The sequence below is a fragment of the Streptomonospora mangrovi genome (genome assembly GCF_027604915.1).
GTDB lineage: Bacteria > Actinomycetota > Actinomycetes > Streptosporangiales > Streptosporangiaceae > Streptomonospora > Streptomonospora mangrovi.
The window spans coordinates 1-22495 of the sequence record NZ_JAJAQC010000003.1 but is presented as its reverse complement, the minus strand read 5'-3'; the positions used below and the strand labels follow the sequence as shown (position 1 = coordinate 22495).

The following is a 22495-nucleotide window of genomic DNA, read 5'->3' as shown; positions in this document are numbered from 1 at the left end:
CCGTTAGCCTGTGGGCATGGTCGACCTCGCGAAGCTGCTCCCACCCGTGTCCCAGCTCCGCCGGCGCGGCGGCCCGCTCATCCTCGAACTCGACCTCACCGAGGGGCTGTTCGAGGAGGCGCCCGTCGGCCCGCTCGGCGAGGTCGCGGCCCGCCGCCGCCAGCAGCTCCTCGACGTCGTCGAGGGCATCCGGCGCGGCGCCCGCGACCCCCGCGTGGCGGCGCTGGTCGCCCGGATCGACGGCCGCCCCCTGGGCGTGGCCAAGGTGCAGGAGGTCCGCGCGGCCGTCGAGGACTTCCGCGCCGCCGGCAAGGAGGCCGTGGCCTGGAGCGAGTCCATCGGCGAACTCGGCCCCGGCACCGTGAACTACTACCTGGCCGCCGCCTTCGAAACGATCGCCCTGGTGCCCACCGGGTCGGTGGGGCTGACCGGGGTGAGCCTGGGCCAGACCTTCTACGGCGGCGCCGCCGAGCGGCTGGGCGTGCGCTTCGAGGGCGGCGCCCGCCACGAGTACAAGACCGCGCCCAACCGGTTCACCGAGCGGTCCTTCACCGAGCCCCACCGCGAGGTGGTCGAGCGGATCGTGCACTCCCTGACCGACCAGGTGGTCGAGGGGATCGCCCAGGGCCGGGGCATGTCGCCCGAGCGGGTGCGCGAGCTGATCGGGCGCGGCCCGTTCCTGGCGGGTGAGGCGCTGGAGGCCGGGCTGGTCGACCGGCTGGCCTACCGCGACGAGGTCTACGCCGACCTGCGCCGCCGCCACGGCGGTGCGGGCGGTGGCGGCGCGGCCGCCGAGGACGGCGCGGGCGCACAGGGCGGCGAGGACTCCGGCGGCACCGGCTCCACCGGCTCTTCCGACCGCGACGGCGGCGCCCGCCTGCTCTACGTCGGGCGCTACCGGCAGCGCGCCGCCGCCGGGCGGGTGCCCGCCGCCCGCCCCGCCCCCTACATCGCGCTGATCACCGCCACCGGCATGATCACCTCCGGGCGCAGCCGCCGCTCGCCGCTCAGCGGCAGCACCATGGGCGCCGACACCGTCGCCGCCGCCCTGCGCGCCGCCCGCCGCGACCCCCACGTGCGCGCCGTGGTGTTCCGCGTCGACAGCCCGGGCGGCTCGGCGGTGGCCTCCGACCTGATCCGCCGCGAGGTCCAGCTCACCAGCGAGGCGGGCACCCCCGTGGTCGCCTCGATGGGCGACGTCGCCGGCTCCGGCGGCTACTACGTCACGCTGGGCGCCGACGCCGTCGTGGCCCGCCCCGGCACCATCACCGGGTCCATCGGCGTCTACAGCGGCAAGCCGGTGCTCACCGGCCTGCTGGAGCGGCTGGGGGTGGCCGTGGAGCGGGTGGACGGCGGTCCGCACGCCGCCATGTTCGGCTCCGACCGGGGGTTCAGCGAGTCGGAGTGGGAGCGGGTCAACGCCCTGCTGGACGACGTCTACGCCGACTTCACCGGCAAGGTCGCCGCCGCGCGCGGGCTGACCCCCGAGCAGGTCGACCGGGTGGCGCGCGGCCGGGTGTGGACCGGCCGCGACGCCCTGGAGCACGGCCTGGTCGACGACCTGGGCGGGCTCCCGGCGGCGGTGCGCATCGCCCGCGAGAAGGCCGGCCTGCCCGGCGGGCGGCTGCGGGCCCTGTCCACGGGCGGCCCGCTGGACCGGCTGGTGCCCGCCGAGTCCAGCGAGGACCGCGCGGCCGCCTCGGCGGCCGCCCTGCCGGGCGCCGGCGGGCTGCTGGGCGAACTGGCGGTGCTGGCGGGCTGGCCGCAGGGGGCGCCGCTGGTGATGCCCGAGACCTGGGAGGTCCGGTGAGCGGCGCGGCCCCCGGGGTGGCCCCGGCCGCCTACACCGAGACCATGGCGCGCTTCGCCACCGGGGTGACCGTGCTGACCGTGCGCGACGACCGCGACGACATCGGCGCCACCGTCAGCGCGTTCACGTCGGTCTCGGCCGACCCCCCGAGCGTGCTGGTGGGGCTGTCGGCGCACGGCTACCTGGCCGAGGTGGTCGACGCCCAGGGCGCGTTCGCGGTGAGCGTGCTGGCCGCCGACCAGCGGGCGCTGGCCGGGCGGTTCGCCGCCGAGGGGCGGCCCAGCGCGCGGCTGCTGCTGGCCGAGGAGCCGCACCGGCGCGGCGAGCGCACCGGCGCGCTGGTGCTGGCCGACGCGGTGGCGGCGCTGGAGTGCGTGGTGGAGCAGCGGGTGCCGGCGGGCGACCACGTGCTCTACATCGCCCAGGTGGCGGGGCTGCCCGAGGTCGGCCGGGCGGGGGCCGAGGGACCCGGTCCGCTGCTGCGGTTCGGCGGGCGATACCGCACTTTGGCCTAGCTCAAACTTTCTCTAGAGATAACCCTTCGCGTTCGGCCGTAACGTCAATCTGTGCGTGCGGGCTAGTTCCGCGCGGGCGGGCGGGCGTCGTCCAATGGAGGGCATGGATGGCTTCTACACGGCGCTGGGGATTCTGGTGGTCGGGCTCGTCCTTGCCATGATCCTCTGAGGTTCCCCGGCCGCCGGCGACCCGCCCTCGATCGCGGCCACGGCCGCGTTCGCCACGACACCGAACCGGAACCGAGTACCGCACGTAGTACGTACGACGGCGCCGTACCCGACCCCCTCGGGGGTCCGGTACGGCGCCGTCAGCGTCGTTCACCCTCGGCGGCCCGCCGGTGCGGGCGGCCGGTCAGGCCAGGCCGGCCTCGGCCAGCCAGTCGGCGGCCACCTCGTCGGCCTCCTCGTGGTCCACCTGCACCCGGGAGTCCAGTTCGGTCAGGATCTCGGTGGTCAGCTCGGCCGAGACCGCGTTGAGCACGTCGCGCGCCTCCTGGTCGACCGCCTCGGCGTTGATCAGCGGCGTGACGTTCTGCGCGCCGAACAGGTTCTCGGGGTCCTCCAGGGCGACGAACTCGCCGGAGGTGAACGCCGGGTCGGTGGTGAACATGTTGGCGGCCTGGACGTCGCCGCCGCGCAGGCCCTCCACCAGCAGGTTGCCCTCCAGCGGGCGGAACTCGCCGAACTCCACGCCGTAGACGTCGGCCAGGCCCGGCACGCCCTGGGTGCGGGTCTCGAACTCGGCGGGCGCGCCCAGGGTCATGTCCCCGGCGACGTCGGCGAGGTCGGCGATGGTCTCCAGGTCCTCCTGCTCGGCGGTCTCCTGGGTGACGGTGATGGAGTCCTTGTTCTCGGCGGGCGAGGACTCCAGGATCTCCAGCCCCTCGGGCAGGGCCGCGCGCACGGCCTCGTTGGTGGCCTCGGTGTCGCCGGAGGTGGCCTCGGGGTCCAGGTGGAACAGCAGGGCGCCGTTGTACTCGGGGAACACCGACAGGTTGCCCTCGGCTACCTGGTCGTAGTAGACCTCGCGGCTGCCGATGTCGAGCTGGGTCTCGACCTCGATGCCCTCGGCCTCCAGCGCCTGGGCGTAGATCTGGGCCAGCAGGGTGCTCTCGGGGAAGTTGGCCGAGCCCACCACGATGGGGCCGCCCCCGCCGCCGCCCTCGCCGCCGCCGGAGGGCGCGTAGGGGTCCTCGCCGCCGCCGCAGGCGGCCAGGAGCAGGACTAGGGGTACTCCGGCGATCGCCAGACGCGTCGGGTTGCGCATGATCCACCTTCTTGTGTGTACGTTCGTCAGCGTGGTGACGGGTCGGTGCGGGGAGGTCGGGCGGGGGGCGGGTCGGGGCGGGGCGGGGGTCGGCGCGGCTCAGCGGGCGGCCCCGGCCGGCGGGACGCGCAGGCCCCGGGCCACCACCAGCCGGCGCAGCAGCGCGAACAGCGCGGTCACCGCCAGCGCCAGCGCCACCACCAGCACGGCGCCGCCCAGGATCTGCTCGATGAGCTGCTGGCGCTGGCCGTCGACGATGAACCGGCCCAGGCCGCCGATCCCCACGTAGGCGGCGATGGTGGCGGTGGCCACCACCTGGATGGCGGCGGTGCGCAGGCCCAGCAGGATCAGCGGCATGGCCAGCGGCACCTCCACCCGCCACAGCACCTCGCCCCCGCGCATGCCCATGCCCTGGGCGGCGTCCTTGAGGCGGGGGTCCACGCCGCGCACCCCCTCGTAGGTGTTGACCAGGATCGGTGGCACGGCCAGGGCGACCAGCGCCACCAGCACCGGCACCACGCCCAGTCCCAGGCCCAGCACCACCAGGGTCAGCACGCCGATGGTGGGCAGCGCGCGGGCGAAGTTGGCCAGGCTGATGGCGAGGAACCCGCCGCGCCCGGTGTGGCCGGTGAGCAGCCCCAGCGGGACCGCCAGCAGCGCCGACAGCGCCAGCGCCAGGCCGGAGTAGTAGACGTGCTCGGCCAGGCGCGCGGGGATCCCGGCCGAGCCCTGCCAGTGCTCGGGTTGGGCGAACCACTCGGCGACGGCGGCGACGACGTTCACGGGGACTCCTCAGGCTGCGGGCCGGCGGGTCGGGGCGCGGTGGCGGCGCGGGCCGCCCGGTCGGCGGCGCGCCGCCGCCGGCGGCCGGGGCGGGCGTCGCGGCGCGCCCAGGGGGTGAGCGCGCGCTGGAGCAGCACCAGCCCGCCGTCGGCGGCGAAGGCCAGCAGCACCGACAGCACGATGCCCACCACCACCGGCGCCGCGAAGTCGCGGTTGAAGCCGTCGGTGATGAGCCCGCCGAGACCGCCCAGGCCCACCAGCGAGGCCACGCTGACCATGCTGATGGTGGCCACCGAGGCCACCCGCAGCCCGGCGATGATCACCGGCAGCGCCACCGGCAGCTCCACCAGCAGCAGCCGGCGCAGCGGGCCGAACCCCATGGCGACGGCGGCCTGGCGCACGTGGTCGGGCACCTGGGTGAGGCCGTCGACCACGTTGGGCACCAGGATCGCCAGGGTGTAGAGCGCCAGCGGCAGAATGGCCGTCCACGGCGAGAACGCGGTGTAGGGCAGCAGCAGGAAGAACAGCGCCAGCGAGGGCACCGCGTAGAGCGTGTTCACGCCGGTCAGCACCGGCGGGTAGAGGAACCGGTAGCGCACGCTGAGCAGGCCCAGCGGCACGGCCGCGGCCAGGCCGATGGCGATCGAGGCCAGCGACAGCAGCAGGTGCTCGCCCAGCAGCGGGCCGACCGGGTCGTCCAGGTTGGCCCAGCCCCAGGTCCAGCTCTCCACCGCCCAGCCCCACAGGGGGTGGTCCGCCGCTCCGGCGGCCGCCTCACTCATGGGCGCCGCCCGCCGCCGCGGCGCGGTCGCGGGCCGGCGGCTCGTCGTCGCCGCCCACCGACCAGATCGCCGCGCCCAGCTCGGTCTGGGCCACGGCCCCGCGCACGGTGCCGTCGTCGGCCACCCCCACCGCGCGCCCGGCCGGGGAGAGCACGGCGGCGTCCAGCGCGGCGCGCAGGGAGTCGGTGGAGACGGTGAAGACGTGGCCGTAGCCGACCAGTTCCAAGGAGTCCAGGCGACGGCGGCCCTCGGCGGCGTCCAGCGCGTCGGCCGAGACCCAGCCCAGCGGGCGGCGCCCGGCGTCGACCACCAGCAGCCAGGGCTCGCCCAGGCGCCGGGCCAGCGCGCCGGCCTCACCGGCGGTCTGGTCGGCGGTGACGATGACGTCGGTGCGCAGCCGCAGGTGGCGGGCCGGGAAGAACGACAGCCGCCGCACGCCCCGGTCATAGCCCACGAAGGACTCCACGAAGTCGTCGGCGGGCTCGGCCAGCAGCCGCTCGGGCGTGGCGACCTGAGCGAGCCGGCCGCCGGGGCGCAGCACGGCGATGCTGTCGCCGAGCTTGACCGCCTCGTCGATGTCGTGGGTGACGAACACGATCGTCTTGTGGAGTTCGGCCTGGAGCCGCAGCAGCTCGTCCTGGAGGCCGGCGCGCACCACGGGGTCCACGGCGCTGAAGGGCTCGTCCATGAGCAGCACGGGCGGGTCGGCCGCCAGCGCGCGGGCCACGCCCACGCGCTGCTGCTGGCCGCCGGAGAGCTGGTGGGGGTAGCGGCGGGCGTGCTCGGGCTCCAGGCCGACCAGCTCCAGCAGCTCGTGGGCGCGCGTGCGGGCGCGCGACTTCGACCAGCCCAGCAGCCGGGGCACGGTGGCGATGTTGTCGGCGACCGTGCGGTGCGGGAACAGGCCGGCCTGCTGGATGACGTAGCCGATGGAGCGGCGCAGCACGGGCGGGTCCTGGCCGCGCACGTCCTGGCCGTCGATGGTGATCCGGCCGCCGGTGGGCTCGACCATCCGGTTGATCATCCGCAGCGCGGTGGTCTTGCCGCTGCCCGAGGACCCCACCAGGACGGTGGTGTTGCCGGTGGGCACGGTGAGGTGGAGGTCGTCCACGGCGACCGTGCCATCGGGGTACTGCTTGGTTACACCCTCGAAGGTGATCATGTCGTGCTGGTGTCTCTCCTCGGGCGACCCGCGCGGTGGTCGGCGTGCGTTCCCGGCTGCGGCGGTGCGGACGGCGGGCGGGCCGGCGGCGGCGCGGTGCCGTGGCGGCGTCGGCGGTGGGTCCGGTGGTCCGGTCCGGTGCGACGGGTCGGTCCGGTGGTCTGCCGTCCGGTGCTTCGCTGGTCCGGTGATGGTCTGATATGGCGGGTCGTCGCCTGGTAGGCGGGCGAATGTGCAGGTCTGTCGCGCCGGTATGCGGTACCCGCGCAGCCCGGCCGCCAAACCGCGCCGCGCGCCGCGGCGTGCGGGCGGGGCGTGCGGGTCAGCCCTGCTCGGCGATCCACCCGGGCAACTGGTCGAGCCCGTCCAGCACGACGTCGGCGCGCTTGGCCTCGGCGCGACCGGCGTGCAGGTAGCCGAGCATGCCCCGGCGCAGCAGGGCCGCGCGCATCCCGGCCTCCTTGGCGGGGAACACGTCGTTGTCCAGGCGGTCGCCGACGTAGAGGATCTCGGCGGGCGGACACCCGGCGACCTCGCCGACGCGGACGAAGAACGCGGGGTCGGGCTTTGCCACCCCCCAGTCGTCGGAGACATGGATCTGGTCGGCGGGCAGGCCCATGGCCGCCAGCGCGTCGGCGGCGGCGGCGGGCTGGTTGCCCGCGATGACGACCTGGAGGCCCATGTCGCGCAGCGCGCCGAGGGCGGGGCGCACGTCGGGGTAGAGGTCGTCGGCGTCGAAGTTCTCCCGCAGGGACTCGGGCTCCTCGGCCGCCCAGGCGGCGCACTCCGGGTCCAGTTCGAAGTCGGGCTTGACGAGGCGGAACGCCTCGATCAACTGGCGGCCCTCGGCGAGGACACCGCCCATCAGCCCGAAGAAGGCCAGCCGGGGCACCCCGAGGCGGTCCGCCCACCGCTCGAAGATGCGGTTCTCGTTGATCAGCGTCTCACCGACGTCGAACACCACGCTGTGAATCGTCACAAATGGGACGCTAACACGGGGCTCCGACGAACCGGCGGCCCGCGCCGTGTGATGCGGGCGGAGCGGAGGGCGCAGCGGACCCGCCATCATCGTTCCCACCGCCGCGCCCGCGCGGTTCCGCCGCCATCACCATCGCCACCCCGGGAGGCAACGCATGCAGCACGAGTACGAGGCGACGTTCCTGGCCATCGACGTCGCCGACCTGCGGACCCGGCTGGCCGGGCTCGGCGCCGTCCAGGTGTTCCCGCGTACCCGGTTCACCCGCCGCATCTTCGAGGGCGGCGCACTGCCCGCCGGAGCCTGGCTGCGCCTGCGCGACGAGGGCGGCCGGTCCACCCTCACGCTCAAGCGGGTCACCGACCCCACCGCCATCGACGGCACGACCGAGGTCGAGACCGAGGTGGCCGACCCCGACGCGGCGGCCGAGATCCTGACCGGCGTCGGGCTGCGCCAGGTGCGCTACCAGGAGAACGACCGGGAGGAGTGGCGCCTGGGCGAGGTCGTCTTCGACATCGACACCTGGCCCGGCCTGCCCACCTTCCTGGAGGTGGAGGGCCCCGACGAGGAGGCCGTCCGCCGCGCCGCCGCCCTGCTCGGCCTCGACTACACCCGGGCGCGGTTCGGCAGCGTCGACGAGATCTACCGCACCGAGGCGTCCCGCGACATCCTCGCCGAGCCCGTCCTGCTGTTCGCGGAGGCCGAGCCGGGCGCGGGAGCCGCCGAGCGGGCCGCCGAGGAGTGAGGAGGCGGGGGTCAGCCGCCGCTCGGGGGGCGCAGGACCGCGAACGCGTCGGTGATCTCCAGGCGGCGGGCGCGGAAGCGGAACAGGGCGGCCGGGCGGCCGCCCGAGCGGCCCGAGGGTACGAAGCGGCCGGTCTCCTCGATCTGGCCGCGCCGCAGCAGCACGCGGCGCAGGTTGGTGGCCGCGACGTCGTGGCCCAGGGCCGCGCGGTAGTAGCGCGACAGCTCCGACATGGTGAACTCCGGCGGGGCCAGCGCGAAGCCCACGTTGGTGTAGGACAGCTTGGCGCGCAGGCGCCGGCGGCCCGAGTGGACGATGGCGGCGTGGTCGAAGCCCATCGGCGGGAGGTCGGCGGCCGGGTGCCACCGGGTGTCCTCGGGCACCAGCGGGTCGATGTCGGCGGGCACCAGTCCCAGGTAGGCGGTGGCCAGGATGCGGCCCTGCGGATGGCGGCAGGGGTCGCCCCGGGTCTCCAACTGCTCCAGGTGCGTGAGGTCGCGCACGTCGACCTTTTGCGCGAGCTGGCGGCGGATGGAGTCGTCCAGCCCTTCGTCGGCGCCCAGCCGCCCGCCCGGCAGCGACCAGCGGCCCTCGAACGGGGGCCGCGCCCGCCGCCACAGCAGCACGCTCAGCCGCTCCTGGCGGATCTGGAAGACCACCGCGAGCACCTCGTGCGCGGCGCCCGCCGGGGCCGGGCGGGGGTCGCGCAGCGCGGCGGCCCCCTCGACGGTGGTGTCGTGTGCGTTCACCCGCGTGCCTTCGCGCCCGGTGCCGATGGGGTCCCCGTCTTCCTGGTCGTGGTGTAGGCGTCCGTGCCCGTGTCCGCGTGCGCGGCGGCCGCCGCGGCACGGCCGGCGAAGCCGCCGCGGTCGGTGCGGCGGGCCCGGTCGACGCCGGCTGCCCCTGTCCCCTCCATGACACCCCATGTTAGGCTGGATCCAGTTTTAGCCTGCAAGACCAAAACCGGATGCGGGCGGATTCCCGCCTCCCGCGCAGGGCGTCCGGACCCCGGACACCGGATCACCGGACGTCTCTCTGGAAGGAAGAACACGGTCATGTCAGCTCCCACCGCCGTCGCCGACACCATGAGCAGGCAGGAGTGGGCCGAAGAGGTGCACCGCCTCGCCCGCGAGCGCGACGCCGTCATCCTGGCCCACAACTACCAGCGGCCCGAGATCCAGGACGTCGCCCACCACACCGGCGACTCCCTGGCGCTGTCGCGCCTGGCGGCCGAGGTCGACGCGGGCACGATCGTGTTCTGCGGCGTCCACTTCATGGCCGAGACCGCCAAGATCCTCTCCCCGGAGAAGACGGTCCTGCTGCCCGACCTGGCGGCCGGGTGCTCCCTGGCCGACACCATCACCGCCGAGGACGTGCGCGCCTGGCGCGCCGAGCACCCCGGCGCGGTCGTCGTGGCCTACGTCAACACCTCGGCGGCCGTGAAGGCGGAGTCCGACATCTGCTGCACCTCCTCCAACGCCGCCGACGTCATCCGGTCGGTGCCCGAGGACCAGGAGATCCTCTTCCTGCCCGACCAGTTCCTCGGCGCCCACGTCAAGCGGGTGACCGGGCGCGACAACATCCACGTGTGGATGGGCGAGTGCCACGTGCACGCCGGGATCGACGGCCACACCCTGCGCGAGCGGGTGGCGGCCGAGCCCGAGGCGGAGCTGTACGTCCACCCCGAGTGCGGGTGCGCCACCTCGGCGCTGTACCTGGTGGGCTCGGGTGCGGTGCCCCAGGAGCGGGTGAAGGTCCTCTCCACCGGCGGCATGCTCAGCGCCGCCGAGAAGTCCTCGGCGAGCAAGGTGCTGATCGCCACCGAGACCGGCATGCTGCACCAGTTGCGCGCGGCCAACCCGGCGACCGCCTTCGAGCCGGTCAACCCGCGCGCCGAGTGCCACTACATGAAGATGATCACCGCCGACAAGCTGCTGGCGACCCTGCGCGAGGGCACCGGCGAGATCACCGTGGACGCCGCCACGGCCGCCCGCGCGCGCCGCTCGGTGGAGCGGATGGTCGCCATCGGCTCGCCCTCGCGCGGCGGCGAGTAGCCGCCCGCCCGGGCCCCCCCCCGCCCTCCCCGCGCCGGCCCCGGCCGGCGCCCGCCCCCCCCCACGCCTCTCCCCGCCGGTCCTCTCCCCCGCCCCGCGCGACGCGGCGCGGTCGGCGGCCGACCGGTTTTCGGCCGCATCCGGCCGCGCGCGTCTCCCCTCCTCCGGTACGTTCCGGGGTACGGAACCCCGCTCGGGGGTAACAAAACCCTTACCTTCACGCGGCAACTGTCCCGTGTACCGGACAACGGCAGGCGCCGCTCGCTAGCGTTACCGGACAACTCCGACCTATCCGCCCGTTGCGGGCAGATTGGTTGGTGCGTGTCGCGCTTTTGGGGAGGGGCCGTGACCGCGCATTCCATCGGGGATCCCGCCGGGGATTCCGCCCAGCGTTCCGCGGGCCGCCGCGCGGGGGGCCGCCACAGCGCGGTGCCCGCCGCCGAGCTGGCCTTGGCGCTGCGCCGGGGCACCGGGCACGACCGGTGCTACGACCTGCTGGCCACGCGCCTGTACCGCTACTGCTGGTCGCTGCTGGGCCCCGCCGAGGACCCCGGCGCGCCCGACCCCGCCGCCGAGGCGGTGCACGAGGCGTTCCTGGCCGCCACCCACCACGTCCACGCTCTCGCCGATGACGACGACCTCGTGCCGTGGCTGTTCGCGCTGGTCCGGGCCGCCGCCCGCCGCCGGGGGTTCTGCGCCGAGTCGCCGTACGCCCGGCTGCCGGTGATGCCGCGCGAGCGCGCGGTGGTGGAGCTGTCGCAACTGCTGCCGCCCAGCCGGCGCGAGCTGCTGGAGCTGTACCTGCGCCACCACGTGCCCACCGCCCACATCGCGCGCGTCGCCGGGCTGGGCCCCGACACCGCGGCCGACCTGTGCCGCACCGCCGTGCTGCACGCCGCGGACCTGCTGGCGCGCCACGAACTGGCGCCCGCGCACACCCGGGGGCGCGGCCCCGACCGCGCGGTGCGCGAGGTCCTGGGCCTGCTGGAGCCGCCCGCGCCGCCCCGAGGGCTGCGCGAGCGGGTGCTGCACGACTGCGCGTCCCCGCTGAAGGGCGCGGAGCGCCGGGCGGCGGCCGACGCGCTCGCCCCCGTGGGCACCGACGGGTTCCCGCTGCACCGCGATCGCACGGCGGGGGGCGGCGCCGAAGGCGCCGGAGCCGACGCAGAGGCGGCCGGTCTTGACGGCGCCGACGACGGCGCGCGGGAGTCCGCCGCGCTGCCCCGCGACCGCGTGACGACCCGCGACGTGCCCGCGACCGCCGGCGCCGAGGCGGTCGCCGCGCCGGCCCCCGGCGCGGACCCGGCCCGCCCCCGCGCCTCGGCCCGGCGCCGCCGCCCGCGCGCCCTCACCGCCACCGCCGCGGCCGTGGCCGTGGTGCTGTGCCTGTGGGGCGGGGTGGCCGCCGTGCGCGGGTTCCAGACCGAGGCGGTGACCGGCGCGCGGCTGCCCGCGCCGCCCGGCGCCACCACACCCGGGCAGGAGGGCGCCGGCGGCGCCGCGGACGCCTCCGCCGAGCCCGACACCGGTCCGCGCCCGCCGGCCTCCGCCGCCCCCGTGCCCGCCGAGACGGTGGCGCCCGCCACCCCGGCCGCGCCCCCAGCTGAGGGTGCTCCGCCGGCGGCGGACGGCGGCGGCGCGGCCGAGGCACCCGGCGCGGCCGGAGGGGCCGGGCAGGCCCCGCCGTCCTCCGGTGCCGACGCGCCCGAGGACGGCCAGGATCCCGAGGAGGACGCCGGCGGCGGGTCCGAGGGCGGCGGCGACACCGGGGGGCCCGGCGGCGGAGGCGAGGGCGAGGGGGACGGCGATTCGGACGGCGGGTCGGAGCCGGGCCGGCGCGGGCCGCTCTCCGAACTCGTGGGCGGCCTGCTGGGCCTGCTCGGCGGCGGAGGCGCGGCGGCGGAGGCGGAGTAACGCCCGGCGGGCGCGGCCCGGGACGCCCGCGCACCTGCGCGGACACCGCTTGCGGCGCGGTCGGAGCGCGCTCGCGCGGGCTCACGGCGCGCCCGGCGCGGCGGCTCAGGACGCGATCGGGGTCGCCGGTTCATCGCCGCCGTCCGCTCCCAAGAACCCGTTCTACGGAATTCGCTGGAACGGCGCGGAGCACGAATACCGCGAAATCCGGCCGCACCGCCCGCCGTTAATTCTGTGTTTCCTCGGGCTTTCGGGCTTCCGGAACGGGGGCCTCGTCGCAGACGGCCAGAAGCGGCCCGGCCGCGATCTCCAGCCGCTCGCGCACCCGCTCGATGTCGCGGTCGCCCTTGAGGACCTCCAGCAGCTCGAAGATCCAGATGCTGGACAGGGAGGCCACCCGCACGTAGGCGGGGTCCTCGCGGTCGGGGTGGGCGGCGGGCTCGGCGGGGTCGCCGTCATGGAGGGGCACCGGGGTCTCGGTGGCCACCCGCCAGAGCAGGTCGGTGATGCGCGGCCCCAGCTCGGTCTTGACCTCGGCCATGATCAGCGAGCGCACCAGGGCGTCGGCGAGTTCGGGTTCGCGCATCAGCCCGCGCGTGGCCCGCATCAGCACGTCCACGGCGCGCCCGGCGGCGGTCTCGGCGCCGGGCGGGCGGCGGCTGATGCTGCGCTCCAGCAAATCCAGCTCCTCGGTGACCACGGCCACCACGAGGTCCATCTTGGAGGGGAAGTAGCGGTAGAGGGTGCCCAGCGCCACACCGGCGCGCTCGGCCACGGCCCGCATCTGCATGGCCTCCACGCCGCCGCGCAGCGCCAGGGCCGCCGCTGTCTGCACAATCCGCTTGCGGCGCTGGTTCTGGCTTCGGGACCGCACTCCGATCGGCGCCTGGACCGCCACGCTGCCTCTCCCATCGTCCGTCGCCCGCCCCGCGCGCGGTGTCCGCCGGCGGGCTCCGGCGGAGCCGTGGGCGCGGTCCCGCACGCGAGCGGGCGTGCGGCGTCCAGACCTGAACGCCGTGCGAGAACACGTTATCCAAGGATCGCTCACCGGTTGAGCCCGAGACAACTGTGGAGAAGACCTCATTACACGATGTTAGGGCGGCGCGGGGGCCGATATGCGGTGTGCCTTCCGACTGCCGGACACCCCGCTGTAATGTGTTCTACTTTGACCCGCCCCGAGGCGCCGCCCGGCCGCCCGGACTCCCCCGCCGCCCCCGCCGCGCCGCCCCGCCCCGGACGGCCGCCGCGCCGCCTATTAGAATCCCATTCTGTTTTCGACGGAAAGGGGCTGCCGTGCGCGCGACACCACCGGTGGAGGACCTGGGCGAGGGCCTGTGGAGCGTGCCGGTGCCCATCCCGGGCAACCCGCTGGGCTACACGCTCGTCTACGTCGTGGAGGACCCCCGCGGCCCGGTCCTGGTCGACGCCGGCTGGCCGCACGAGGACGCCTGGCGCGCCCTCACCGAGGGGCTGGCCGCCATCGGCACCGGTGTCGCCGAGGTCCGCGGCGTCGTCCTCACCCACTTCCACCCCGACCACTCCGGCCTGGCCGGTCGGGTGCGCGAAGCCTCGGGCGCCTGGGTCGCCCTGCACGAGGCCGACGCGGCGCTCGTGCGCCGCCTGCGCGCCCACACCCCCGAGGAGCACCGCGACCTCCAGGCCGACCGACTGGCCGAGGCCGGCGCCTCGCCCGAGGAGGTCGCCCGCCTGCGCGCCGACCCGCCCCGCATGGCGGCGCCCGAGCCGCCCGACCGCGAACTCGCCGACGGCGACCTCCTCGACCTGGCCCGGCGCAAGCTGCGCGCCGTGTGGACCCCGGGCCACAGCCCCGGCCACATCTGCCTGCACCTGGAGGACGCCGACGTGCTCTTCACCGGCGACCACGTGCTGCCCCGCATCACCCCCCACCTGGGCCTCTACACCCTCGACACCGACGAGGACCCGCTCACGACCTACCTGGGCTCCCTCACCGGGCTGGCCGCCGTGCCCGCCACCCGTGCCCTGCCCGCGCACGAGCACCGCTTCAGCGGACCGGCCGCCCGCGCCGGCGAGATCGCCGCCCACCACGAGGACAAGCTCGAACGGCTCGCCGCGCTCCTGAACGCCCGCCCCGCCACCCTCTGGGACCTCAGCGCCCGCCTGCCCTGGGCGCGCCCGTGGGCCGACATGGGCGCGACCGCCCGCCGCATGGCCGCCGCCGAGACCGCCGCCCACCTGCGCACCCTGGAGCGCCGGGGCCGCGCCCGCCGCACGCCCGCGCCCGGCGGCGCGGCCGGCTGGACCGCGCCCGCGCCGGCGCCCGGACCGGCGCCCGCTCCCTGAGCCCACGCGTCCCCCCGACCCGGCCCCGACCCCGGCCCGCGCCCCGCACCCACCCCGCCGCCCGCCGCGCGGCGGCCACCGACCATCCTGGAAGGAAGCACACACCACGGGGCAAAGGTCACGCACTAAACTGACTGGGCGGTAACATGCGGGCGCGCACACCACCCGGCTCGGCGGCGCGGTCACGCCCCCGGCGACCAGCGGCGGCCACCGCGCGAGCGACGAACGAGGTGAATCCGTGACCCTGCCCGAGGGACCCGCCTCACCGCGCCCGCTCCGCCCTCCCCGCCCACGGGCAGCCGCACACCTCGCAGCCACCCGCCACACCGCAGCCGATGGGGTAGATACATGCCGCACACCGACCGCCCCCTGCGCGTCGCCCTCCTGTCCTACCGCAGCAAGCCGCACTGCGGCGGCCAGGGCGTCTACGTCCGCCACCTCTCCCGCGAACTGGCCGCGCTGGGCCACCGCGTCACCGTGTTCTCCGGCCAGCCCTACCCCGAACTCGACCCGGGCGTGATCCTGGACAAGGTCCCCAGCCTCGACCTCTACAACGACGAGGCGCCCTTCACCACCCCGCCCCTGCGGCAGTGGCGCGACTGGATCGACGCGCTGGAGGTCGCCACCATGTGGACCGCCGGCTTCCCCGAACCCCTCACCTTCTCGCTGCGGGCGCTGCGCGAACTCCGCCGCCGCGCCGCCGAGTTCGACGTCGTCCACGACAACCAGACCCTGGGCTACGGCCAACTCGGCATCCCCGCCGCCGGCCTGCCCCTGGTCACCACCATCCACCACCCCATCACCGTGGACCGGCGCATCGAGGTCGAGCAGGCCACCGGCTGGCAGCGCATCTCCAAGCGCCGCTGGTACAGCTTCGTGGGCATGCAGGGCCGCGTCGCCCGCCGCGTGCGGCCCATCCTGGTGCCCTCGCGCTCCTCGGCCGACGACATCGTCCGCGAGTTCGGCGTGCGCCGCTCCGCCGTCGAGATCGTCCCCCTGGGCGTCGACACCCGCTACTTCCGCCCCCACGCCGACACCCCCCGCGTGCCCGGCCGGCTCGTCTGCGTCGCCAGCGCCGACAGCCCACTCAAGGGCGTGGCCACCCTGCTGCGCGCCACCGCCAAGCTCGCCACCGAGCGCGACGTCACCCTGACCGTGGTCAGCCGCCCCACCCCCGGCGGCCCCACCGAGCGCCTGGTGGACGAACTGAGCCTGCGCGACCGGGTCACCTTCGTCAGCGGCATCGACGACACCGCCCTGGCCCGTCTGCTCGCCGAGGCCGAGGTCGCCGTCGTCCCGTCCTTCTACGAGGGCTTCTCCCTGCCCGCCGTGGAGGCCATGGCCTGCGGCACCCCCCTGGTCGCCAGCCGCGCCGGCGCCATCCCCGAGGTCGTGGGCCCCGACGGCGAGGCCGCCCGCCTCACCACCCCCGGCGACCCCGAGGAGCTGGCCGCCACCATCGCCGACCTGCTCGACTCCCCCGACCGCCGCGCGGCCATGGGCGAGGCCGCCTGGCGCCGCGTCCAGGAGCGCTTCACCTGGCGCGCGGTCGCCGAGTCCACCGCCCGCCAGTACGCCGCCGCCATCGCCGCCGCGCCGCGCCGGCGGACCCCGACCGTGACCGGCACGAACCCAAGGAGCCAGCACTGATCACCGTCGACTTCACCCTGCTGCCCGTCGGCCCCGGCCACCGGGTCCTCGACCTCGGCTGCGGCGGCGGCCGGCACGCCTTCGAGGTCTACCGGCGCGGCGCCGACATCGTGGCCTTCGACCAGAACGAGAACGACCTCGCCGCCGTCGCCGACATGTTCGCGGCCATGCGCGCCGAGGGCGAGGCCCCCGCCGACGCCACCGCCGAGACCGTCAAGGGCGACGCCCTGGCCATGCCCTTCGACGACGGCGCCTTCGACCGCGTCATCGCCGCCGAGATCTTCGAGCACATCCCCCACGACACCGCCGCCATGGCCGAGCTGTACCGGGTGCTGCGCCCGGGCGGCATCGCCGCCGTCACCGTGCCCAGTTGGCTGCCCGAGCGGCTGTGCTGGGCGCTGTCGGAGGAGTACCACACCAACGAGGGCGGCCACATCCGCATCTACACCCGCGCCGAACTGGAGGCCAAGCTCAAGGCCGCCGGGTTCGCCGTCGGCCCCCACCACCACGCCCACGCCCTGCACGCCCCCTACTGGTGGATCAAGTGCGCCGTGGGGCCCTCCAACGACGACCACCCGCTGGCCGTCGCCTACCACCGCCTGCTCGTCTGGGACATGATGCGCGCGCCCGCGCTCACCCGCACCGCCGAGCGCCTCCTCAACCCCGCCATCGGCAAGAGCGTCGTGGTCTACGTGCGCAAGCCCCTCGCCGGCGCCGGGCGCCGCGGATGAGCCGCACCGGACCGCACCCGCAGCCGACCGGCTCCCCCGCACCGCCCGCGCACCGCGACCGCGCCCATGACCGTGCCCCCGACCACGCCCATGACCGCTCCGGCGCCCGCTCCGGTGCCCACGCGGTACCCGAGCTGCCCGGGGTGCTCACCGCCGCCGACGTCCTGGCCTCGGCCGGCTACCTGCTGAGCGCCCAGCGGCCCGACGGCGCCATCCCGTGGTTCCCCGGCGGCCACACCGACGTCTGGGACCACGTCGAGTGCGCCATGGCGCTCACCGCCACCGGGCACACCGACGCCGCCCGCCGCGCCTACACCTGGCTGGGCACGGTGCAACTGCCCGACGGCTCCTGGCCGGCCAAGCTCCGCCAGAACGCCCCCGCCAGCCCGCTGCGCGAGGCCAACCACGCGGCCTACCCGGCGGTGGGCCTGTGGCACCACCTGCTCGTCACCGGAGACGACGCCTTCGCCGCCGCCGTGTGGCCCACCGTGCGCGCCGGCATGGAGTTCGCGCTGGGGCTGCGCACCGAGCGCGGCGAGATCCGCTGGGCGCGCGACGCCTCCGGCCGCGCCGGGGACCACGCCCTGCTCACCGCCTGCGCCAGCATCCAGCACGGCCTGCGCTGCGGCGCCGCGCTGGGCGAGCGCCTGGGCGACCCGCAGCCGGAGTGGGAGCTGGCCGCCGCCCGGCTGGGCCACCTCGTCGCCGAGCACGAGTCGGTCTTCGCCGACCGCTCCCGCTACTCGATGGACTGGTACTACCCCATCATCGGCGGCGCGGTGCGCGGCGAGGCCGCCCGGCGGCGCCTGGCCGAGCGCTGGGACACGTTCGTGGTGCCGGGCCTGGGCATCCGCTGCGTCAGCGACCAGCCGTGGGTGACCGGCGCCGAGACCTGCGAACTCGTCCTGGCCCTGGCCGCCGTCGGCGACACCGACCGCGCCGCCGCGCTGCTCGCCGACATGCAGCACCTGCGCGACGCGGACGACGGCGCCTACTGGACCGGCTACCAGTTCGCCGAGGACGTCCGCTGGCCGGTGGAGCGCAGTACCTGGACCTCGGCCGCCGTCATCCTCGCCACCGACGCCCTGTCCGGCTCCACCCCCGGCGCCCAGGTGTTCACCGCGCCGCCGGAGGAGGCCGCCGCGCCTGCCGCGCCCGCGTTTTCCGCGCCCGCGACCTGCGGCTGCACGGCCCTGGTCCGCTAGGCCGGTTGGCGGGGACCGCGCCCCGTCGCGCGCCCCCGTCCGCCCCCACTGTCCGCCCCGCCGGGCGGAAAGCGCTTCCCGTTACCCTCGCGGCCGCCGCCGCCCCACGCCGCCATCGGCCCGGATCCCCTATCCCTGGCCCCCTCCCCGGAAACGCCGACGCCCGGCCCCCGCGAACGGGGACCGGGCGTCGGGCGGTCCGGGACCGGGGCCCGGCACGCGCGCGGCCGGAGCCGCACCGGGCCGGGCAGGCCGGGCCGGCGCTACTCCGGCGGCGGTTCCTGCGTGCTCGGCCCCGCCGGCGGGGTGAACGGCGGCGTGAACCCGGGGTCCGGCGGCGGCTCCGAGGTGTCGGGCACCTCGGGCGCCGGCGGCTCGACCGGCTGGGTCTCCTCGGGCCGGGCCTCCTGCTCCACCGGGGACGGCGGCGCCGACTGCCCCGGGTCCGGGGTGGGCACGTCCGGCGCGAGGTCGTGGACCTCGCCGCCGTAGTCGGGCGGCGGGAACTCCTTGACGTCCTTGCCCTCCATGGCCTGGGTCATGAAGTTGCGCCAGATCGTCGCCGGCAGCGAACCACCGGTCAGCGACCCCCAGCCGGGCATCGAGAACGGCTGGTTGTTGCCGTTGTACACGCCCACCGCCGTGGACAACTGCGGGGTGTAGCCCGCGAACCAGGCGGCCACGTAGTTGTCGGTGGTGCCGGTCTTGCCCGCCACCGGCCGCCCGTCGGGCAGCGCGGCCGAGGTGCCGGTGCCGCCGGTGACGACCTGCTGGAGCGCGTAGCTGACGTTGGCGGCGGTCTCCTCGCTCACCGCCTGGGTGCGCTCGGGCTCGGGCCGCTCGTTCTCGCCGTCCTTGTTGACGATCTCGCGCACCACGTGGGCCTCGATGTGCTCCCCGCCGTTGGCGAAGGTGCCGAACCCGCTGGCCTGGTCGATCGGGCGCACGTTGGTGACACCGAGCGCGATGGTCGGCACGACCTGGTCGTCCTTGATCATGCTCTCGGGGATGCCGAGGTCGTAGGCGGTCTGGCGGACGTTGTCCACCCCGACCTCCTGCGCGAGCTGCACGTATCCGGTGTTCAGCGACTCCCGGGTGGCGTCGACCAGGGTCATCGGGCCGTAGCTGGCGTCGCCGTAGTTGGCGATGGAGCTGCCCGCCACCGTGATCGGCGAGCTTCCGTCCACCACGCTGTTCAGGCTGTAGCCGTTCTCCAGGGCGGTGGCCAGCACGTAGGGCTTGAACGACGACCCGGCCTGCGCCGAGCCGTTGAACGCGCTGTCGTACTGGTTCTCCATGTAGTCCTTGCCGCCGTAGAACCCCACGACCTCACCCGTGGCGGGGTCGATGGCGGTCAGGCCGGCCTGGACGCCCTCGGGCATCGAGTCGACGTCGACCGACTGCTCCACGGCCTCCTGCGCGGCCTCCATCAGGTCCTGGTCGAACGTCGTGACGATCCGGTAGCCGCCGCGGTTGATGTTGTCCTCGGTGTAGCCCAGGTCCTCCAGCTCCTTGATGGCCTGCTGGAGCATGTAGCCCTTGTACCCGCTCAGGTCGGTGCTGTTGGCGGGGCGCTGCGCCTTGGGCTCGGGGAACTCCATCTCCTCGGCCTCGGCCGCGCTGATGGAGCCCGTCTCGATCATCCCGTCGACGACGTACTGCCAGCGCTCCTCCATCTCGGGCGTGGTGTTGCTGTCGGCCTGGCCGTAGAGGGTGGGCTGCTGGATCGCCGCCGCCAGGAACGCGGCCTCGGCGGCGGTCAGCTCGCCGACGTCCTTGTGGTAGTACGCCTGGGCGGCGGACTGGATGCCGTAGGCGTTGCGGCCGTAGTAGATGGTGTTGAGGTACTGCTCCATCACCCACTTCTTGTCCATGTCCGGGGACTGGTCGACCTTCAGCGCGATGATGATCTCCTGGAGCTTGCGGGAGATCGTCTGGTCGCGGCTGACGCCCTCGAAGTAGTTGCGGACGAACTGCTGGGTGATGGTGGAGCCGCCCTGCACCTGCTGGCCGGTGACGGTGAACCACACGGCGCGGATGGTGCCGGTGAGGGAGACGCCGGGCGAGGTCCAGTAGTCGCGGTCCTCGGCGGAGATGACCGCGTCCTGGACGTGCATGGGGATCTGGTCGTAGTCCACCGGGTCGCGGTCGACGCCGCGCTCGGCGAACTGGGTCTCGCCGTCGGCGTAGTAGAACGTCGAGCCCTGGTCGACGGCCTCCTGCTTGGCCACGTCAGGCACCGGGATGGTCGCGTAGGCGATCCCGAAGCCGCCCAGCACGAGCAGGGCCATCAGCCCGACGGACACCAGGCCCGCGCGGGTGATCCGCCACCACAGCGGCTTCTTGGGCTTCAGCTCGTTGCCGCGCTTCTTGGCGCCCTTGGGCCGGCCCGGACCGCGCCCGGGGCCGCGCGGCGCGCCGCGGGCGCCCGCGCGGGCGGAGTGCGGGCGGTCGCCGGGACCGTCGGCACCGCCGGGGCCGCCCGTGGGGCCGTCACCGGGGCCGCCGGGCGTGCCTGCGCCGCCGGAACCGCCGGTGGGAGGCAGGCCCGCGCCGCCGCCCTGGCCTGCGGAGGCGGCACCGCCGACCGCCGCGGCACCGGCGACGCCCGCCGCACCGGCCGCACCGCCCGCGTTGCGGGCGCCCGGCCACGGCTTGAAGGCGTCGGCGACGCTGGAGCGCTTGGGCGGCTCGGTCGGGGCTCCGCCGGAGGGAGTGGAGGAGGTGGAGGGACCGGTGGGGGCGGAGGCGTCCGCGGGCTTCTCGGCGCCCTCGCCGGACGCGCCGCCGGAACCGCCGGCACCGCCGGTGAGGTACGGCGACCCGCTCGCCGGCTCCTCCGGGGGCTGGAAGGAGGGGGTGCGGCGCTGGGGCTGGGTGTCGGCGCCGAAGCCTTCGGAGCGCGCTGCCGAGGCGGCGGCCGAGTCGTCCGGGGAGGTGGAGGAGGCGGGGGCCTCGGCGGCTCCGGCGGCGGCGCCCCCGGCGGCACCGGCTGCCGCAGCGGCGGCGGCCGAGGGGCCCCGGGCGCCCGAGGCGGAGTCGGCGGTGGGGGTGGAAGCGGAAGAGGAGGCCGCGTCCGGCTCGCCCGGCGCCGAGGCGCTGGGGCCCGGCAGCTCGGGGGCGAGGGGGGCCTCGACCGTCTCGGCGCCCTTGTCGGTACCGGCCTTCTCCGCCGGGCCGGTCTCCGACCGCCGGGGCTCGCTCGCCGAACCGGCGTCGTCGTCGGATCCGGCGGCGAACGGCTTGCGCGCGCCGGGCTCCTCCTCGACGTAGGAGGAGGCGGCGGTCCCGGCAGCGGCGTCGTCCGCGTTGGGGGACGCCTGCCGCCCGGCGGCGGGCTGCTCCGCGTCGTCGTCGGCGGAGGGGGCCTTCCAGGCGCCGCGGTCCGTCCCCAGGTCGAATCCCTGCTCGGCGAGACTACGGGCCACCCGGTCGCGGAAGAAGCTGCCGCTGTCCTTGAAGGCGCTGGCCCCGGCAGCGGAGGCGGCGGCCGCACCGGCGGCCTCGTCGCCGCCGGCGGCGGGCTCCCCGGGCTTCGCGGGGTCCGCCGGGTCGGCGGGCTCCCCCGGGTCGGCGGACCCGGCAGGCGAGCCGCCGTCGCCGCGAGCAGCGGAACCGGAAGCGGGACCGGCCGCGGGCTCACCCGCCGCAGGGGATGCGGAGGGCTCTCCCGGGGTCACCGAACCGGCGGTCGCCCCCTGGGCGTCCGCCTCGTCCACCGGCCGGTCGACCCGCTGCCGCTCCGCGGCCTCCCCTTTGTCGGCCGAGGGCTGCTGCGGCAGGTCGTCGTCCTTCTTCCGGGAGGTGTCGTCACTCTCGTTCATCATCGAGGCACCATCGTGTCTGCTCACACGGTCGTCGATCTCTTTGCCGGAATCGCGCCCGGCGGGGCCTTGCCCGCGCGCGGCTTCCCCCGTTGTACGACCATCGTCATCGGGCGTTTCGGTGTGGTGGCGCGGTGTGCTCTTACCGTCGCCGTCGGTGCTGTCACTCAGTTGGCTGCCCCCTGGCACTCTCGAATCGCCCGACATGCATCACTCGTGAATAAGACGCCTGAACAGGCCGAATCGTTCAACACGAACTTGTTAAGTTCGGCGCTACGGGGGAGGTTGCTGACGCCCGCTCAACACGATACCCGCCCCCTCTGCCCGCCTTACCACGAGGACAGTCGGCGAATGGTGCAGCCGGCATCACAAGGGTCGCCAATCCACCACAGAAAGTGACGATTCAACGATCCGGATAACCCTGTGTGGCCGGGAGCCGGATCCTGGACCAACCCCTGGGGCCGGCCTGGAACTGCCCGACGAACAACCGCATCACCTCCGGCCGCCCGAAAACCCGGACCAGAGAACTGCGGTTCCCCCGGTGCCGGTGGAATGCGGTGATCCCGTAGCGCCGAAAACGGCACAAAAAAAAGGGGGGATCCCGGAAACGGGATCCCCCCACTAAGTGAATTGCGGCAGCAACCTACTCTCCCACCCCACAACAGGGCAGTACCATCAGCGCAAAGAGGCTTAACGACCGGGTTCGGAAAGAGACCGGGTGTGACCCTCCCACCATAACCACCGCAAACCCAACC

The 22495-nt window shown here is 75.3% G+C and carries 17 protein-coding genes and 1 rRNA gene; 9 read left to right on the top strand and 9 right to left on the bottom strand.

Annotation, left to right across the window (positions count from 1 at the left end):
• Positions 1–16 precede the first annotated feature (16 nt).
• Together sppA and LG943_RS01670 are read left to right on the top strand one after the other, a co-directional pair.
• Positions 17–1810 carry a signal peptide peptidase SppA gene (sppA, locus tag LG943_RS01675; RefSeq protein WP_270070343.1) on the top strand — a complete coding sequence of 598 codons (1794 nt, stop codon included), beginning with the start codon at positions 17–19 and terminating at the stop codon, positions 1808–1810.
• Positions 1811–1854: 44 nt separating this feature from the next.
• Entirely contained in the window at positions 1855–2325 is a 471-nt protein-coding gene (locus LG943_RS01670; RefSeq protein WP_270070540.1) for a flavin reductase family protein, read from the top strand.
• A gap of 352 nt (positions 2326–2677) precedes the next feature.
• Here the strand turns inward: LG943_RS01670 and LG943_RS01665 are convergent, their stop codons facing one another.
• The 5 genes from LG943_RS01665 to LG943_RS01645 all read right to left on the bottom strand — a co-directional run bounded on the left by LG943_RS01665 (position 2678) and on the right by LG943_RS01645 (position 7292).
• Entirely contained in the window at positions 2678–3592 is a 915-nt protein-coding gene (locus tag LG943_RS01665; RefSeq protein ID WP_270070342.1) for an ABC transporter substrate-binding protein, read from the bottom strand.
• 99 nt (positions 3593–3691) lie between these two features.
• Positions 3692–4375, bottom strand: a complete 684-nt coding sequence (locus tag LG943_RS01660; RefSeq protein WP_270070341.1) for an ABC transporter permease — start codon at positions 4373–4375, stop codon at positions 3692–3694.
• On the bottom strand, positions 4372–5157 hold the full coding sequence (locus LG943_RS01655) for an ABC transporter permease (protein ID WP_270070340.1): 786 nt from the start codon (positions 5155–5157) through the stop codon (positions 4372–4374). The genes LG943_RS01660 and LG943_RS01655 overlap by 4 nt, the downstream gene beginning before the upstream one ends.
• Positions 5150–6319, bottom strand: a complete 1170-nt coding sequence (locus LG943_RS01650; protein ID WP_270070339.1) for an ABC transporter ATP-binding protein — start codon at positions 6317–6319, stop codon at positions 5150–5152. Before LG943_RS01650 ends, LG943_RS01655 begins: the two co-directional genes overlap by 8 nt.
• Before the next feature lie 322 nt (positions 6320–6641).
• On the bottom strand, positions 6642–7292 hold the full coding sequence (locus tag LG943_RS01645; RefSeq protein WP_270070539.1) for an HAD family hydrolase: 651 nt from the start codon (positions 7290–7292) through the stop codon (positions 6642–6644).
• Positions 7293–7452: 160 nt separating this feature from the next.
• Between LG943_RS01645 and LG943_RS01640 the strand changes: the two genes are divergently transcribed.
• Positions 7453–8040, top strand: coding sequence for a class IV adenylate cyclase (locus LG943_RS01640; protein ID WP_270070338.1), 588 nt, complete (start codon positions 7453–7455; stop codon positions 8038–8040).
• Between the two features lie 11 nt (positions 8041–8051).
• Here LG943_RS01640 and LG943_RS01635 read toward each other — a convergent pair whose 3' ends face one another.
• The gene (locus LG943_RS01635) at positions 8052–8750 is read right to left on the bottom strand and encodes an NUDIX hydrolase (protein WP_270070538.1); all 699 of its coding nucleotides are present in this window, start codon (positions 8748–8750) and stop codon (positions 8052–8054) included.
• Between the two features lie 345 nt (positions 8751–9095).
• Here LG943_RS01635 and nadA point away from each other — a divergent pair, with 345 nt between their 5' ends.
• Both nadA and LG943_RS01625 read left to right on the top strand, forming a co-directional pair.
• Positions 9096–10094 (top strand): quinolinate synthase NadA, encoded by a 999-nt coding sequence (gene nadA / locus LG943_RS01630; RefSeq protein WP_270070337.1) that lies wholly within the window; start codon positions 9096–9098, stop codon positions 10092–10094.
• A gap of 345 nt (positions 10095–10439) precedes the next feature.
• Positions 10440–12008, top strand: coding sequence for an RNA polymerase sigma factor (locus LG943_RS01625; protein WP_270070336.1), 1569 nt, complete (start codon positions 10440–10442; stop codon positions 12006–12008).
• 226 nt (positions 12009–12234) lie between these two features.
• On the opposite strand, the gene LG943_RS01620 is transcribed toward LG943_RS01625, so the two are convergent.
• On the bottom strand, positions 12235–12906 hold the full coding sequence (locus LG943_RS01620) for a TetR family transcriptional regulator (protein ID WP_270070335.1): 672 nt from the start codon (positions 12904–12906) through the stop codon (positions 12235–12237).
• Positions 12907–13301: 395 nt separating this feature from the next.
• Between LG943_RS01620 and LG943_RS01615 the strand changes: the two genes are divergently transcribed.
• The 4 genes from LG943_RS01615 (at position 13302) to LG943_RS01600 (ending at position 17916) form a co-directional block, all read left to right on the top strand.
• Positions 13302–14330 (top strand): MBL fold metallo-hydrolase, encoded by a 1029-nt coding sequence (locus LG943_RS01615; protein ID WP_270070334.1) that lies wholly within the window; start codon positions 13302–13304, stop codon positions 14328–14330.
• 348 nt (positions 14331–14678) lie between these two features.
• Positions 14679–15980 carry a glycosyltransferase family 4 protein gene (locus LG943_RS01610; RefSeq protein WP_270070333.1) on the top strand — a complete coding sequence of 434 codons (1302 nt, stop codon included), beginning with the start codon at positions 14679–14681 and terminating at the stop codon, positions 15978–15980.
• Entirely contained in the window at positions 15977–16711 is a 735-nt protein-coding gene (locus tag LG943_RS01605; RefSeq protein ID WP_270070537.1) for a class I SAM-dependent methyltransferase, read from the top strand. Before LG943_RS01610 ends, LG943_RS01605 begins: the two co-directional genes overlap by 4 nt.
• The gene (locus tag LG943_RS01600; protein WP_270070332.1) at positions 16708–17916 is read left to right on the top strand and encodes a glycoside hydrolase family 15 protein; all 1209 of its coding nucleotides are present in this window, start codon (positions 16708–16710) and stop codon (positions 17914–17916) included. Before LG943_RS01605 ends, LG943_RS01600 begins: the two co-directional genes overlap by 4 nt.
• A gap of 263 nt (positions 17917–18179) precedes the next feature.
• On the opposite strand, the gene LG943_RS01595 is transcribed toward LG943_RS01600, so the two are convergent.
• Both LG943_RS01595 and rrf read right to left on the bottom strand, forming a co-directional pair.
• Entirely contained in the window at positions 18180–21740 is a 3561-nt protein-coding gene (locus LG943_RS01595) for a transglycosylase domain-containing protein (protein ID WP_270070331.1), read from the bottom strand.
• Between the two features lie 630 nt (positions 21741–22370).
• Positions 22371–22486, bottom strand: a 5S ribosomal RNA gene (rrf, locus tag LG943_RS01590).
• Between the last annotated feature and the right edge of the window lie 9 nt (positions 22487–22495).

Coding starts and splice junctions, on each gene's coding strand:
- LG943_RS01600 (WP_270070332.1), top strand. CDS start 16,708: ATGAGCCGCACCGGACCGCACCCGCAGCCGACCGGCTCCCCCGCACCG.
- LG943_RS01640 (WP_270070338.1), top strand. CDS start 7,453: ATGCAGCACGAGTACGAGGCGACGTTCCTGGCCATCGACGTCGCCGAC.
- sppA (WP_270070343.1), top strand. CDS start 17: ATGGTCGACCTCGCGAAGCTGCTCCCACCCGTGTCCCAGCTCCGCCGG.
- nadA (WP_270070337.1), top strand. CDS start 9,096: ATGTCAGCTCCCACCGCCGTCGCCGACACCATGAGCAGGCAGGAGTGG.
- LG943_RS01610 (WP_270070333.1), top strand. CDS start 14,679: ATGCCGCACACCGACCGCCCCCTGCGCGTCGCCCTCCTGTCCTACCGC.
- LG943_RS01665 (WP_270070342.1), bottom strand. CDS start 3,592: ATGCGCAACCCGACGCGTCTGGCGATCGCCGGAGTACCCCTAGTCCTG.
- LG943_RS01655 (WP_270070340.1), bottom strand. CDS start 5,157: ATGAGTGAGGCGGCCGCCGGAGCGGCGGACCACCCCCTGTGGGGCTGG.
- LG943_RS01595 (WP_270070331.1), bottom strand. CDS start 21,740: ATGAACGAGAGTGACGACACCTCCCGGAAGAAGGACGACGACCTGCCG.
- LG943_RS01670 (WP_270070540.1), top strand. CDS start 1,855: ATGGCGCGCTTCGCCACCGGGGTGACCGTGCTGACCGTGCGCGACGAC.
- LG943_RS01650 (WP_270070339.1), bottom strand. CDS start 6,319: ATGATCACCTTCGAGGGTGTAACCAAGCAGTACCCCGATGGCACGGTC.